15 protein-coding genes and 1 riboswitch are annotated in these 15,661 nt (G+C 31.3%); of the genes, 3 read left to right on the top strand and 12 right to left on the bottom strand.

All coding sequences use genetic code 11. The annotated features are described in order from the left end of the window. Nucleotides 1-28: 28 nt before the first annotated feature. The 9 genes from ACJDU8_RS14050 to aroF form a co-directional block, all read right to left on the bottom strand. Nucleotides 29-460, bottom strand: a complete 432-nt coding sequence (locus ACJDU8_RS14050) for a hypothetical protein (RefSeq protein WP_406792779.1) — start codon at nucleotides 458-460, stop codon at nucleotides 29-31. Between the two features lie 170 nt (nucleotides 461-630). Continuing rightward, on the bottom strand, nucleotides 631-1,140 hold the full coding sequence (locus ACJDU8_RS14045; protein ID WP_406792778.1) for a shikimate kinase: 510 nt from the start codon (nucleotides 1,138-1,140) through the stop codon (nucleotides 631-633). A 77-nt stretch (nucleotides 1,141-1,217) separates the two neighbouring features. Beyond that, nucleotides 1,218-2,021 (bottom strand): shikimate dehydrogenase, encoded by an 804-nt coding sequence (gene aroE / locus ACJDU8_RS14040; protein WP_406792777.1) that lies wholly within the window; start codon nucleotides 2,019-2,021, stop codon nucleotides 1,218-1,220. Nucleotides 2,022-2,054: 33 nt separating this feature from the next. Next, the gene (pheA, locus tag ACJDU8_RS14035) at nucleotides 2,055-3,203 is read right to left on the bottom strand and encodes a prephenate dehydratase (protein ID WP_406792776.1); all 1,149 of its coding nucleotides are present in this window, start codon (nucleotides 3,201-3,203) and stop codon (nucleotides 2,055-2,057) included. Nucleotides 3,204-3,235: 32 nt separating this feature from the next. Continuing rightward, complete coding sequence (gene aroC, locus ACJDU8_RS14030) at nucleotides 3,236-4,318, bottom strand: chorismate synthase (RefSeq protein ID WP_406792775.1); 1,083 nt, start codon at nucleotides 4,316-4,318, stop codon at nucleotides 3,236-3,238. Beyond that, the gene (gene aroA, locus ACJDU8_RS14025) at nucleotides 4,296-5,576 is read right to left on the bottom strand and encodes a 3-phosphoshikimate 1-carboxyvinyltransferase (protein ID WP_406792774.1); all 1,281 of its coding nucleotides are present in this window, start codon (nucleotides 5,574-5,576) and stop codon (nucleotides 4,296-4,298) included. Before aroA ends, aroC begins: the two co-directional genes overlap by 23 nt. Before the next feature lie 50 nt (nucleotides 5,577-5,626). Further along, a complete protein-coding gene (aroB, locus tag ACJDU8_RS14020; RefSeq protein WP_406792773.1) occupies nucleotides 5,627-6,715 on the bottom strand; it encodes a 3-dehydroquinate synthase in 1,089 nt (362 codons plus the stop codon). 8 nt (nucleotides 6,716-6,723) lie between these two features. Next, nucleotides 6,724-7,593 carry a prephenate dehydrogenase gene (locus tag ACJDU8_RS14015; RefSeq protein ID WP_406792772.1) on the bottom strand — a complete coding sequence of 290 codons (870 nt, stop codon included), beginning with the start codon at nucleotides 7,591-7,593 and terminating at the stop codon, nucleotides 6,724-6,726. Between the two features lie 33 nt (nucleotides 7,594-7,626). Further along, entirely contained in the window at nucleotides 7,627-8,661 is a 1,035-nt protein-coding gene (gene aroF / locus ACJDU8_RS14010) for a 3-deoxy-7-phosphoheptulonate synthase (protein WP_406792771.1), read from the bottom strand. Nucleotides 8,662-9,354: 693 nt separating this feature from the next. Between aroF and ACJDU8_RS14005 the strand changes: the two genes are divergently transcribed. Beyond that, nucleotides 9,355-10,674: an SH3 domain-containing protein gene (locus tag ACJDU8_RS14005; protein ID WP_406792770.1), complete on the top strand. Its 1,320-nt coding sequence runs from the start codon at nucleotides 9,355-9,357 to the stop codon at nucleotides 10,672-10,674. A gap of 58 nt (nucleotides 10,675-10,732) precedes the next feature. On the opposite strand, the gene ACJDU8_RS14000 is transcribed toward ACJDU8_RS14005, so the two are convergent. Then, a complete protein-coding gene (locus ACJDU8_RS14000) occupies nucleotides 10,733-11,569 on the bottom strand; it encodes a response regulator transcription factor (protein WP_406792769.1) in 837 nt (278 codons plus the stop codon). A 106-nt stretch (nucleotides 11,570-11,675) separates the two neighbouring features. After that, entirely contained in the window at nucleotides 11,676-12,419 is a 744-nt protein-coding gene (gene ymfI / locus ACJDU8_RS13995) for an elongation factor P 5-aminopentanone reductase (RefSeq protein ID WP_406792768.1), read from the bottom strand. Between the two features lie 189 nt (nucleotides 12,420-12,608). Beyond that, a riboswitch (glycine riboswitch) is annotated at nucleotides 12,609-12,700 on the top strand. A gap of 225 nt (nucleotides 12,701-12,925) precedes the next feature. Between ymfI and ACJDU8_RS13990 the strand changes: the two genes are divergently transcribed. After that, complete coding sequence (locus ACJDU8_RS13990; RefSeq protein ID WP_406792767.1) at nucleotides 12,926-13,195, top strand: ACT domain-containing protein; 270 nt, start codon at nucleotides 12,926-12,928, stop codon at nucleotides 13,193-13,195. Nucleotides 13,196-13,213: 18 nt separating this feature from the next. Then, nucleotides 13,214-14,572, top strand: a complete 1,359-nt coding sequence (locus tag ACJDU8_RS13985; protein WP_406792766.1) for a PFL family protein — start codon at nucleotides 13,214-13,216, stop codon at nucleotides 14,570-14,572. 197 nt (nucleotides 14,573-14,769) lie between these two features. On the opposite strand, the gene ACJDU8_RS13980 is transcribed toward ACJDU8_RS13985, so the two are convergent. After that, on the bottom strand, nucleotides 14,770-15,621 hold the full coding sequence (locus ACJDU8_RS13980) for a dimethylarginine dimethylaminohydrolase family protein (RefSeq protein WP_406792816.1): 852 nt from the start codon (nucleotides 15,619-15,621) through the stop codon (nucleotides 14,770-14,772). Between the last annotated feature and the right edge of the window lie 40 nt (nucleotides 15,622-15,661).

The following is a 15,661-nucleotide window of genomic DNA, read 5'->3' as shown; positions in this document are numbered from 1 at the left end:
CTAATCACTTCACTTTTTTATTATTTTATTAATCTATTCCAATTACAGTTTTGACCCATTGTATTATATTTTCATTTTTTTGTTTCATTTTTTCATACTGTTCGTATCTTTTATTGTAGGTCTTTACCTTTTCACTATATTCATTCATCTTTGTGTTATATTCATTTAATTTGCTGTTGTATTTTATTACTGCATCATTCCACCCATAACCCCCACTTGACTTTATATTATCCATATTATCCTTTAAATTTTTTAATTCTTTAGATCCTTTTTTTATATCATCTCCTAAATCATCTATTACTTTTTTTTCTTGTTGAAGACTATAATACATATCCCGTATTACTTTTGAAGTTGAAACAGAGTCTTTTGATTTTAAATCTACAAGGGCTGCTACACATATAATAAATAATATGACAACTATAACTACAATCTCAGTTAAAATAATTTTTAACTTTTCCATAAGTATCCTCTCCTAGCTTAAAAGCTAAACTGATAAAGACTTAACTTATTTGCCATTACCCCCTTATACCAGTTGTGAAAATATCATATATTATAATATTATTTGTATCATAAAAAATATGATAAAAAAAGCTGCCAACAAAATAATTTGCTATCAGCCTTTATATGTAATTACACGCAATTTTTATAGATTTCAATTATATCATCTACCGTTTTTTCAATATCACATATATTATAAACTGAAAAATCACAGTAACTATTATATAATCCATATCTCTCCTGGAAGAGTTTTTCTATTTCTGCTGTACCATTTCTCAAAAGAGGTCTGGTTGATATATCTACATCGCCAATTATATTTTTTAAAGGTCTGTCTACAAAAATTACAACTCCATTTTTTTTAAGATTTATAATATTTTGCTTATTTTTTATCACTCCACCACCAGTAGATATAACTAGATTCTCTTCCAAACTAACTTCTTCTGCCGCCTTGGATTCTAAACTTCTAAAATATTCTTCCCCTCTTTGAAAAATTTCTGGAATAGTGCAGTTTTCCTTATGCTCTATATAATCATCTAAATCTACAAACTTTTTATTTAACTTAGATGACACCATTTTTCCAATTGTAGTTTTCCCACAGCCAGGCATACCTATGATAACTATATTTTTGATTTGCTTCTTCATAAATTAAATCCCCACCTTAACCTTAAAACATAAAATTCACTATAATTTTTAAAATATTTTAAGCTTTGTATGTTTTACTACATATCTAATAATTTATAATATATTTCATCTACGACTTTTAAGGATATTTCTCTTCCCTGCCAAATTTGTTGAGCTGCTGCTGCCTGTGCTACCAACATATATAATCCATTGGCAATATTAAGTCCCAATTGTTTTGCGGTTTTTAAAAACATAGTTTCCTCGGGATTATATATTAAGTCTACTGCTGTATTAAATTTACTTAAAATTCCTCTATCTACAGGACAATTATCCACATGAGGATACATTCCACAGGGCGTAGAATTTATTATAATATCTCCATTTTTTATATCTTGTAATTGTTCATAAGAAATAACATTAATATGATTTTTGTATACACTTTCAGGCCTTCTACTTACATATGTGATAGACTTTGCCCCTTTATCTGCAATATATCTTAGTACTGCTTTAGAAGCTCCTCCCGTTCCCAATATTATTATGTTTTTATTCAATACATTTATACCATATTTTTTTAAAGTCATTCCAAATCCATAATAATCTGTATTATATGCTTTTAATCCGTTATCAGCAAATGCTATAGTGTTTACTGCGCCTATCTTCACTGCCTCTTCAGATATGTAATCCATATACTCCATAATTTTAATCTTATAAGGTATAGTTACATTCACACCTTTACAACCTAAGGTTTTTAATGCTTCTACCGCTTTGCTTAAATTCTGTGCCTCTATTTCGAACAGGTTATATCTTCCATCTACACTTATTTTTTTTAAAATCAGATCATGTATTATAGGTGAAAAACTATGTCCTAATTTTTCGCCTATAAGTCCATAAAAATTACTCACATTAAAACACCGCCTAATTTAAATAAACTATTTTTATCCTATAATGCAATCACCTTTATAATTACCTAGTAATTTAAAATAAACACTCTCACTTTCTATTCCTTTTAATGCTTCTTTAGTATTTTCTCCCAATATATTACCACAAAAATCAATATAAAAAAAGTACTGCCACGATCTGTCTATCATAGGTCTAGACTCTATCTTAGTCATATTCAAGTTGTTTTTCTCAAAATATTTAAGTACATTATATAAACTTCCAGGTTCATGAGGCAAAGTAATTACTATACTTATCTTATCTTGCTTCTCGTTATATTCTTCATCCCTGCATATTATTATAAACCTAGTATAATTATTGCTATTATAATTTATATTTTGGCTTAATATATCAAGACCATAAAGTTCAGCTGCTTTTTTACTTGCTATAGCTGCCTTACTTTTATCATTTTCTCCACTTATATATTTGGCACTCCTAGCTGTATTAAAATAAGGTATAAGCCGCCACTTTTTATATTCCTCTAGAAATTTATTACTTTGCATAAATGCCTGACTGTGAGAATAGACTTCTTTTATATCATCAATTGAAGAACCTTTCACCCCTAACAAATTGTGGTTTACCTTAACACACTTCTCTCCTACTATGTAAAATCCATAATCTCTCAATAGATCATATACTTCTAAAATACCTCCTGTAGAAGAATTTTCAATAGGAAGTACCCCATAATTTATTTTTTTATCATTTAAAGCTTCAAAAACGTCTTTAAAGGTTTCAAAATTCACAGCTTCGGCTTCATATCCAAAATAATCAACTAGAGCCTCATAACTAAAGGAGGCTAATACCCCTTGAAACCCTACTTTACATGATTCATTTGAATTTTTTTTTATATTTGAAGCCGCATCATTTGTACAGCAGGGATTTTGAAGATTTTTCTTTTGTAAACTTCTACTTATTTTCATAACTTCTCTTAAAAAAATTTCTGCCTCATTTTTTATGGATTTATTTTTAAGTTTTTCAAGCTGAGTTTTTATAACATTTTCTTCTCGATTTTTATCTAATACATCCATTTTATTTTTCTTTTTATACTCTGCCACTTTACATACTATATCCATTCTCTCCTGGAACAATTTAATCATTTCACTATCAATTTCATCTATTTTATTCCTTAAATAATCTAAGTTTTCCAAAATACTACCTCCATAAATAATTTTAAGATGCTTTAATATTCCATTAAATTCAATATTCCTATAGCTGCCACTGCTTCTACAACCGGTACAGCCCTAGGTACAATACAGGGGTCATGTCTTCCCTTTATTTCTAGAGATGTATTTTGTGTTTTTTCTATATCTACGGTTTTTTGAGTTTTTGATATAGAGGGAGTTGGTTTTATAGCAGTCCTAAATATAACAGGCATGCCATTTGTAATTCCCCCTAAAATCCCCCCATTATTATTTGTATAAGTTTTTATCATATTGGTTTCTGAAATATAATACTCATCATTGGCTTCAGAGCCTTTCATTGTTGTTATATTAAAACCCTGTCCAAATTCTACTCCTTTAACCGCAGGAACAGAAAACAACAGATGTGAAATATTACTCTCCACAGAATCAAAAAAAGGATCCCCTATACCCGCAGACAGGTTTATTATTGCAGTTTCTATAACTCCTCCTATAGAATCCCCCTGTTCTTTTACCTTTAAAATACTTTCTTCCATTTTTTTACCGCAAGTGTCATCTAATACAGGAAATCTACTATTTGAGAGCATCTTAAGACTATCTTTATTTACAGAAACAAGATCAAAGGAACTTCCATCTTCAACTGTGCCTATGCTTTTTATGTGACTTCCAATTAATATTCCTTTATCTTCTAGTATTTTTTTACATATAGAACCTGCAAAAACCAGTGGTGCTGTAAGCCTTCCTGAAAAATGTCCCCCTCCTCTATAATCATTAAACCCACTGTACTTTACCCTGCCTGTAAAATCTGCATGCCCAGGCCTCAGAAGACTGGCAGTCTTTTCATAATCTTTAGAATGGGTGTTCTTATTTAATATAATTGCAGAAAGTGGTGTTCCTGTAGTTTTGCCATTAAAATATCCACTTAAAATTTCAAATTCATCTAATTCCTTTCTCGGTGTAGAAAGGGGACTAGATCCTGGAGCTCTCCTTCTCATTTCATTTTTTATATATTCCAGGTCAATCTCAATTCCGGGTTTTAATCCGTCTATAACCACCCCTATAGCCTTTCCATGGGATTCTCCAAAAATAGATAATTTTATTTTATTCCCCCACACTCCACTCATCTATTTTACCTCCTAAATTTCTAAAATCTTGCCAGAAGCCAGGATATGATTTTCTAACATGTTCAGCTTCTTTTATTATTAAAGGCTCTGTACACCTTGAAGATACTGCCGCTAAAGCCATGGCTATCCTATGATCCCTCCAGCTGCTAACATTACCGCCCTTAAGTTTTTCTTTCCCGTGTATTACCAGGCCATCTTCCTTTTCTATTACATCTGCCCCAATTTTATTTAGTTCGGAAGTTATAGCCTTTAGCCTATCTGATTCCTTAATTCTAAGTCTTGCTGCATTTATAATCTCAGTGGTACCACAGCTTACAGATGCCAGTGCTGCAAGTACAGGTACAAGATCCGGACATTGAGAAACATCAATAACGGTACCGCAAACCTTAGAAGGCTTAACTTCTATACTATCTTCTCTTTCTTCAATTTTTACTCCCATTTCCTTTAATATATGTACTATAACCCTATCACCTTGAAGTGAATCCATGTCAAGTCCCCTACATGTAATTCCATTTCCAAGGGCCCCCATAACAAGCCAGAATGCCGCTTGTGAAAAGTCACCCTCTATGTTACAATCTATTTCTTTATAAGTTTGATTGCCTTGAACTATAAACTCTTTGTAACTGCTTCCATCTACATAAACTCCAAATTTTTCTAACACATCAACGGTAATATCCACATAAGATTTAGATTCCAATTCTGTAGTTATTTCTATCTTTGAATCTCCTTCTAAAAGAGGGAGAGCAAAAAGAAGTCCTGTTATAAATTGAGAGCTTATGTTTCCGCTCACTTTATAATTACCTGGATTTAATTTTCCGCTTACGGTCAAAGGTAATTTCCCGTTGGAGTTTTTATAACTAATTTTTTGACTGTCAAATATATTATAGTATGGGTTTAAAGGTCTTTCTACTAATTTTCCCTCCCCAGTAAAAGTTATTTCCTCATCTAAAGTTGCTGCAAGAGGTATTAAAAATCTTAATGTAGAGCCGGACTGGAAACAATGCACACTAGACTTTCTTACATACAAATTAGGATTTCCTTTTACAGTTAAATAATTTTTACCCTTTTTTATGTCCACACCTAAACTTTCTAAAGCACCGCACGTAGCTTCTATATCCTCGGAGAAATCCACATTGCCTATATTGCTTATGCCACTGCATAAAGAAGCACATATTAAAGCTCTGTGACATACACTTTTTGAAGGTGGAACCTTTATCTGCCCACCTAATTTACCTGGATTTATTGATACATATTTCATCGATTGTCCCCTTTTTCCATTTATTTTTATTAAGATACATAAAAATTAATTTATATATTATTTTGACCATTTTCAGAAAATAAAAAACTATATACTTTAGATAATTCTATCTTCATAATTTTACATTTTCCTGCTTCCTCTATAGTTATAAGATTTATTTTATTCCCTGAAGACTTTTTATCAAGAGCTATAGAATCTACAAGGATTTGTTTATCTATATCTGGCATATCTATGGGAAGTTCATATTTTTTTAAGATATGCTTTATATAATCATAAGTTCCCTTTCTGGTCATATTCATTTCTTCAGTTCTCTTTGTTATATACGCCATGCCCATGGCAACAGCTTCTCCATGACTGTACTCTCCATAATTATAGTATTTTTCTATACCGTGTCCCAGTGTATGACCAAAATTCAACATCATCCTTTCCCCTAAATCTCTTTCATCTCTTTCCACCAATTGCTTTTTTATATTACAGCATTTATATATTATATCCTCAATGCAATTCAAAACTTCATCCTTATCTGCACATAAATCTAAATGCTCTAAAATACTTTTATCCTTTATAAATCCGTATTTTATAACTTCCGCCATTCCATCACTAAAAAATTTATGGCTTAAAGATAAAAGTACATCAGGATCTATAAATACAGCATCTGGATGATAAAAACTTCCCACCAAATTCTTACCCCAAGGTAAATCTACAGCCACTTTTCCCCCTATACTGCTATCTACCTGGGCCAGAAGGGAGGTAGGTACCTGAATATAATTTATGCCTCTTAAATAAGTAGAAGCAGCAAAACCCGCTAAATCTCCAACTACTCCACCTCCTAGAGAAATTATTGTATCTTTTCTCCTTATCTTAAGGTTACATAGTTCCCCATACACCTTTTCCAGTATGTTTAGATTTTTACTTTTTTCCCCAGGTTCTATAGATATAACTTTCACTATAAATCCACTGTCTAAAAGAGATTTCTTCAGTATTTCCATATATAACTTCTCTACATTATTATCCGTAATTATTACTGTATTTTTACCTTCATAAATAGATTTTAATTTTTCTCCTATGGAACTTAAAAGTCCCTTTTTTATATAAATTTTATAATTCTTTTCTTTAACATTAATATCAATAGTCTTCATACAAATCACTATCCTTTAACTAATTCTTTTCTTTTTGACATACCATTTTCAAAAATATATTCTATGGTATTTATATCCTTACACATTATAGCTTTTTTTAATACATCCATACTCCTTTGAAAATTTTCTATTTCATCTACCAGTTTATCTGAGTTCATAATAAATAATTCAGTCCACAATTTAGAATTAATTTGTGCTACTCTGGTAGCATCTTTAAAACTTCCCCCTGTAAATAGTTCTATATTATCTTTATAATTTTCTTCATGGGAATTCATAATGGATACAGCTATAACATGTGGAAGATGACTTGTAAAAGTAACTATCCTGTCGTGTTCCTCTGGACTTACATAGGTAACATTACTACAGCCCATACTTCTTGCCATTTTATCTATTTTCTTAAGTCCCCAAGAAGTATTTTTTTCACTGGGAGTTATTATATAATTGGCCCCTTTAAAGATATCTTTAGAGGCCCATTTTATACCCCCAGCCTCCCTACCTGCCATAGGATGTCCAGGAACAAATTCCAAATATTCAGGCAAAAACAAATTTATGGTATCTACTATATTCTCCTTTATACCTGAAGTATCCGTTATAAGTGTTCCTTTTTTAAAATATTTTAGATTATCTTTTACAAATTTAATTGTATCTTTAGGATAAAGGGCTATTATAACCATGTCTATTTCTTTTAGGAAATCTCCACCTTTTTCATAAGCTCTATCAATAATACCACTATCCAAGGCACTTTTTAAGGCACTCTTATCTTTATCTATCCCAATTATGCATTTAGGTTTCAAATCTCTAAGTGCCATAGCATAAGAACCTCCAATAAGTCCCACCCCTACAACAGCTATATTAATATTAAAGTCACAATCTTCCACTTATATTCCTCCTTCAATCTTTAGTGTATATTTTTACAACTTTACAATATCACATGATATATCGGTTTTCACATTTGTAATTTTATTTATATCTTCCATAAGATTTTGGAATACTTTTGGTTTTATAGATTGTTGTCCATCACATTTTGCATTAGCTGGATCATTATGAACCTCTATCATAAGCCCATCTGCACCTACTGCCACAGATGCCTTAGCAAGTGGTTCTACCATCCACCAAAGTCCTGCTGCATGACTTGGATCAACTATTACAGGCAGGTGGCTTAATTTTTTTATAACAGGAATAGCACTTAAATCCAAAGTATTTCTGGTATAAGTTTCAAAAGTTCTTATTCCCCTCTCACAAAGTATTACATTTTCATTTCCTTCAGACATTATATATTCTGCAGACATTAAAAGTTCTTCAATAGTTGCAGAGAGTCCTCTCTTCAAAAGAATTGGTTTTCTAGTTTTACCCAATTCCTTTAAAAGTTCAAAATTTTGCATATTCCTTGCACCCACTTGTATTACATCCACATCTTCCACAAATTTATCTATCATATCCTCAGACATAATCTCTGTAACTATAGGAAGCCCTGTTTCCTGCCTTGCTATTTTTAACAGATCTAATCCCCTAGTACCAAGCCCTTGAAAACTATATGGTGATGTTCTAGGCTTAAAAGCCCCTCCCCTCAAAAACTTGGCACCGCTTTTCTTTACATCCTTTGCAATCTCTACAATTTGTTCTTCAGTTTCTACAGAACATGGTCCTGCTATAACAGCTAATTCCTTTCCTCCTATAGAAGCGTCTTTTACTTGAATTATGGTATTCTCAGGATGGAATAATCTGTTTACCAATTTATAAGGCTGTTGAACTTTCTCTATATTTTCTACAAATTCATTAGCTCTTATTTTACTTGCATCAACTTTTGTAGTATCTCCAATAAGTCCTAGTATACAATATTCTTTCCCTTGTATTACATTTACAGACACATTGTTTTCTGCCTCAATTTTTTGTTTCAAGATAACTACCTCTTCTGCTGGTGTTTTTGGACTCATAATTACTATCATCTCAGTTCCTCCTTAAATTTTTTAATATTTTAAAATTATAGGATAACTTCTATGCTAGCTTTAGAAGTTATTTCTAAATAAAAAACAAGGCTCTAATGAGCCTTGTTTGAATTAACTAAATACATCTTTATATATGAAAATCTCTTTAATCATGCATTTTATAATTATCCTACTCATTAGAAAGGAATTTAAATTTTTTAGGGAAGCAAACATAACCAGCGCTAAAATAAAAATAGCCCCAGCTAAAAGTAAAGTTAAAGTAATATGAATTATTTATTATTGCTTCTCTTTCCCTTCTGATGATATTTTCCATTGCACATAACCCCCATAAACATGCGACTGTAGGTAATTTTATAAAAAATAAGCTTACCTAAACTACTTACAGGCAACTTAATTTAGCCCTGTAAAGTGATATATTAATCTATTTGTTCTTAATTATATCAGTTTTCATTTCTATGTCAACAGTAATTTCAAAATTCTTATATTTACTGAACTGCACTTGTTAATTCTATATGAAATATGAATAAAAAATACAATTTAAGTATGGAATAATTTTTAAAAAATAGTATAATTATATTAAATAATTTTTATTAATATACGATAATTATTTGGAGTTTAGATACTGTATTAAAATATATTTTAAATTATATTTTAATTTATATTATATTATGTTTTTTCAGGGGGGTACGCAAGATGAATAAATCTAAAAAGTTAGTGTTTGCTTTCTTTATTTCAACGGCTATAATGAGCAGTAAAAATATGATAAATACTGTACATGCTGTCAGTGATTTACCCAATATACAAAGCAGTGCATATACTGCTGTAGGAAATATATTTGCTAAGTGTGGGTATACAGGTCAATGTACTTGGTTTACATATGGAAGGGTTCTTGAAAAGCTTGGAATTGCACTTCCTTCAGAATTTTATGGTAATGCAGTGGATTGGTGGTATGCCAATGCACAAGACAACGTATATCCTTATGGTTCGGAACCAAAGGCAAATTCTATAATTGTATGGGGTGGTGGCTCTGTAGGTTATGGTCATGTAGGTTTTGTAGAAGAAGTAGATGGAGATACTATATATTTTAATGAAGGAAATTTTAGTGTAAGAGGAAGTTACGATGGAAACGTAAAAACTATTTCAAAAGAAGCTATAAAAAATAGAGGAAATTTATATCTTAAGGGATATATATATGTAGGTGAAGGTACCACATCTTCTGGTTCTACTCAAAATAACAGTTCTTCTACATCTACAAATACGTATCAGCCCGTCAGCAGCGGTAGTTATGAAAGCGGAATGGTAAATATTTCAAATACCAGTTCAGTTCTAAATATAAGAAATGGGGCCGGTACCTCTTTTTCAATATTAGGATATTTAAAAAAAGGAGACACAGTTCAAGTAGTAGGGACTGTTGGAAATTGGTATAAAATTAAATTAAATTCATCTTATGGATATGTTAGTTCTGATTATATAAGTATGGGAAATAGTTCCAGTACCACTAACAATGCCACTCAACAACTTTCTTCTAATTCATCAACACAAAATTCTGGAAACAGTACTTCACCAAGTTCAGGATATGTTAAACTAAGTAGTGCTTCTTCTACCTTAAATCTAAGAAACTCACCTCAAGGTGCTATAATAGGATCTATTGCCAGCGGAACTGCCGTAAATATTATAGGATCTAATGGTGGTTGGTACAAGGTAACTGTAAATGGAAGCACAGGATACGTATATTCTAGTTACATAAGCACTTCACAAACTCAAAATACATCCTCAACCGTAGCTGCAAATACAGCCTCAACTCAAACAGCAAGCAGCAGTAAAACTGGAACTGTAAGTTTAAGTAATAGTTCTTCAGTATTAAATTTAAGGAATAATCCTTGGACAGGCCGTGTTCTTACTACCCTGACCAATGGAAGTAAGGTTACAATTTTAAGTACTGATGGACGATGGTATAAAGTACAGGTAGGTTCCACAATTGGATATGTCCATTCCGACTATATAAAAATATAATGCTATTTTTATATAAAAAGAATCTCCTTAATTTTATTAAATAGGGATTCTTTTTTTATTAACTCTTAATCATTTCTAACTTCATTTTAACAGTCAATTTATCAAGTAATTGTTGTTTATCCTGTCCATCCTCAGGAAATATTACAAAACTAAATTGAAGAGTATATTCACTATATTTTTTATCTACAGCTTTTAATCTGGCATAAATTGCTTTCATATTATTTATAATCAAAAGAACCTTTTCCTTATCGCAGTGAGGAATTACCCCTATAAAAGTTGATAATCCATATTTCTCAAATAAATCCGGTACTTTAAACATAGTTTTCAATTGATTGTAAAGTAAATCTATTAAAATAAGATAGGTATCTCTAACATCTATCTTTGCACCTAGCTCTGTAAAATGTTCTTTTATTAAGCTTACCATAATAATTGAAAATTTCTTATTTTCAGCCTTAGATTTAACAATCTGTCTAACAATATATTGCTGAAAATTTAAGTATATTATTTCTTCTGATGCATTTTTATTTCCATGAGGTATTACAAGTTTAGATACTCTATCAATTAACATTTTATTATTAAAAGGTTTTAATATATAATCCGAAGTTCCTTCTTTTATACACCTTATAAAGGAACTTCTCGTACTTAATTTAGTAAGTATCATTACAGGCATATTGAAATTTCTTCCCTTTATCTTTCTCAGTACACTAAAACCATCTTCACTACTAAGCCCTACTTCCAATATTATTAAATTTAATTCTTTTTTATTATCATATAATTTATTAAAAAAATCAAAAGAAGTTGCTGACTCACATACCTCCATGCCTATATTTTTCAAGATGTCTTTTACTCTATATCTTACATAAGCCGTATCATCCAACATTATAATTTTATACATAATTTTCATCCTACAATATTTTAATTTTTAAAATAAACACCTATAACCTATTTTATTTATCGTTTAATCTAAATATTACTTTATGGAAATTGCCATTCTACACTATTTAAATCATACCTCCATCTACAGTTATTATCTGTCCTGTTATATATCTGGATGACTCTCCTGCTAAAAAGCATACAATTTTTCCTATGTCATCACCTTTTCCAAATCTGCCTATAGGTATCTCTTCCATTAGGCTTTTTTTTTCTTCCTCTTTTAGCCATGAATTCATTTCCGTATCAATAACTCCAGGTGCAACGGCATTTATCCTTATATTAGAGGGTCCCATTTCCTTGGAAATGGATCTAGTAAAAAGATTTACAGCTCCTTTAGATGCAGAATAAATTGCCTCACAGGATGCTCCCACATTTCCCCACATGGAGGATATATTTATTATAGAACCTGCTTTTTTAGGAACCATATGTTTTAACACACAATGAGTACAGTTAAGTACCCCTTTAAAATTAATGTTTATTATATTGTCCCATTCATCCTCCTTCATATCTACAAAAAGTCCTATTTGTGAGATCCCTGCATTATTTACCAATATATCTATTTTACCCATACTCTCTATGGTGCTTTCTACTATTTTTTGGGCACTACTATATAAACTAACATCACCCTGCAAAATTATTCCTGTAGAACCTGCTCCTTTTATCATATTTAAAGTTTTAAAAGCTTCTTTTTTGTTTTGAATATAATTTATTACTACAACAGCACCACATCTGGCTAAATTTACTGCAATACTTCTGCCTATACCTCTAGAGGCCCCGGTAACTATTGCTATTTTACCCGCTAAATTTTCCATATACCATTTCACTCCTTATCTAACTATATTTTAAAAATAATAATTAACATTATACACCATAGCTCTATAGTACATTCACAATTTCTATACCAAATTAATTTGAATTGAATCTTTAAACATGTTATAATCATTTTAGTAATTTAATACGGACGGATGAAGGTAATGGGATTAAATTTGTAAACCGTTATTGGACGAACCTCTGGAGAGACTCTTTATGGGCGCCGAAGGGGAAAGCCAAAATTTTGGTGAAACTCTCAGGTAAAAAGGACAGGGGATTTCATGTTTTAAGTTAGCAATTAGTATTTTTTGCAGCTGTATACTTAAAACTTTGTTTTCCAGAGACTAATTTTATTTTTAGTCTCATTTTATTTTTCTTAAATAGTATAAAATAAATTAATATTTAAAATTTTTGACTAAACCTATAATTTATTTTAGTATAATAATATGCTCTAGCAGGAGAGCACACTAAATACCTGTATAATATAAAAAGGAGACGTGAATATAAAATGAAGGCATTCATAACTGTAATTGGTAAAGATAAAACTGGTATTATTTATAATGTGACATCTATATTGTATGAAAATAATATAAATATTTTAGACATCAATCAAACTCTTATAGAAGATTATTTTACTATGGTAATGCTTGTAGATTTATCAGAAATGAAATTAGATTTTATTAAATTAAAAGCTTCCCTTGAAAGTAAGGCAGATGAAATTGGTGTAGTTATCAAAATTCAACGAGAAGATATATTTACTTCCATGCATGAGATTTAAACTGAGGAGTTGAATAAAATGATCAATACTAAAAACATACTAGAAACAATAAATATGATCCATAGAGAGAATCTAGATATAAGAACCATTACCATGGGAATATCCCTTTTAGACTGCATAGATAGTGATGGTAAAAATGCACGCACAAAAATCTACGACAAAATAACTAAACATGCTGAAAATCTAGTTAAAACTGCACAAGAAATTGAAGTGGAATACGGTATACCAATAATACATAAAAGAATATCTGTAACTCCTATTTCTCTTATTGCTCAAGCAAGTTCTGATATAGATTATGTAGAATATGCAAAAATTTTAGATAAAGCTACCAAAACACTGGGTATTGATTTTATAGGTGGTTTCTCATGCCTTGTACACAAAGGTTACTCCAAAGGTGATAAAATATTAATTGAATCCATTCCAGAATCACTATCCGTTACTGAAAAAGTATGTTCCTCTGTAAATGTAGGCACCACAAAATCAGGAATAAATATGGACGCCGTAAAGGACATGGGAAGGATAATAAAGAAAACTGCCTATCTTACAAGAAAAAATGAAAGTATAGGCTGCGCCAAACTGGTAGTATTTTCAAATGCTGTTGAAGATAATCCCTTCATGGCAGGAGCATTTCACGGAATAGGAGAAGCTGACTCCATAATAAATGTAGGAGTCAGCGGCCCTGGTGTTGTAAAATGTGCACTAGAAGAAGTAAAAGGAGAAGACTTTAATGTAGTAGCGGAAACAATAAAAAATACTGCCTTCAAAATAACCAGAATGGGTCAACTGGTGGCTGGAGAGGCCTCAAGGAGACTAAAAGTTCCTTTTGGCATAGTAGATTTATCTTTAGCACCTACCCCTGCTGTAGGAGATAGTGTGGCCAGAGTTCTAGAGGAAATGGGACTTGAAAGCTGCGGATGTCCAGGAACTACTGCAGCATTAGCACTTCTAAATGATGCTGTAAAAAAAGGTGGTATAATGGCTGCTTCTCAGGTAGGAGGTCTAAGTGGTGCATTTATACCTGTAAGTGAAGATGAAGGAATGATAAATGCAGTAAATGTAGGTTCCCTTAACCTTGAAAAATTAGAGGCCATGACTTGTGTATGTTCCGTAGGACTGGATATGATCGGAATACCAGGTGATACTCCTGAATCAACTTTATCTGCCATAATTGCAGACGAAGCTGCTATTGGAATGATAAATAACAAAACAACCGCCATACGATTAATTCCCGTTTATGGTAAAAAAGTTGGAGATGAAGCTAATTTTGGCGGACTTTTAGGTAAAGCCCCAATAATGGCTGTAAGTAAATTTTCCAGTGAAGCCTTTATATCAAGAGGCGGAAGGATCCCTGCTCCTATCCACAGCTTCAGAAATTAATTTAAAGCACCTTAAATACCAATTAAATTTACTGAAATATAGTGAAAATATACATTACATTTTCACTATATTTCAATTATTTGTATCAAAATTTTAAGTCCATATGTAATTAACCATTTCACCATATACCCCAAAATGAAAAAACACTAAACCCAAAATAGCAATATAATCAAAACATCTTGTACCTAAATTGTCAATTATATTCTGATTAGAGGAAATGTCATACAATGTGGTCCCCCACCACTTTTAAGTATTTCACTAATATCCAAACCTATTACATTAATACCATAGGACTTTAATTTTTCGTTAACCTTTTTATTTGATTTAAGTGACATTACTCTCCCATTACCTAAAGATTGCAAGTTACCATAGTGTTTAAACACATCCTCTTGCGAAATATCAATTAAAGAAAATTTCTTTTCTTCCAATATTTTAATAAAGCTGTCAGGTAGAGCCTCTCTGCATATCACCGCTAGTTTTTCTTCTACAATATTAAAACACATATCTAAATGTAAATTATCCTCTTCACATTTTACGGGAATTATATTATATGCAAATTTACTAAGCTGATCTTTAATTTCTTCTATGGCGGTTTCATCAGTTCTGTCAATAACCCCTATAGCCAGCGTACAGTAATCCAGAAACCAGAAATCTCCGCCTTCAAAAAAACCCTTGGAAACTTGAGCAATACACGGAATGCCAAGTTCCTCCATCTTAATCCTATAAGCTTCTGTTTCTCCTTTTCTAATTACTTCTTTAAAATTTCCTAAGATATACCCTTCCCTTATGCAGGCACCAAAATCCCTTGCAAACACCTCATTAGTTAGCCTTACATCTGGCTCCATTAAAACCACTTCTACACCATTTTCTTTATATGCCTGTATTAGTTCCTCATGTTCTTTAATACAACGATCTATATCTAGCCCAATACCTTTCCTAATCCAATTTTCAGATATAACATTAATAGGGTGAAGCTTCATATGATTGGGAGGACAAAGCAATACTTTTTTTAAAATACCCGTAGAATTTTTCACAAAACAATTACCCATAAAAATGCTGCTCCTTTCAACATAATAATATCTATATTTA

Origin of the sequence: Candidatus Clostridium eludens, assembly GCF_045310515.1 — a bacterium.
Taxonomy (GTDB): domain Bacteria; phylum Bacillota; class Clostridia; order Clostridiales; family Clostridiaceae; genus Clostridium_B; species Clostridium_B eludens.
The sequence above is the reverse complement of the archived record's forward strand: the minus strand, read 5'-3'. Positions and strand labels throughout refer to the sequence as shown.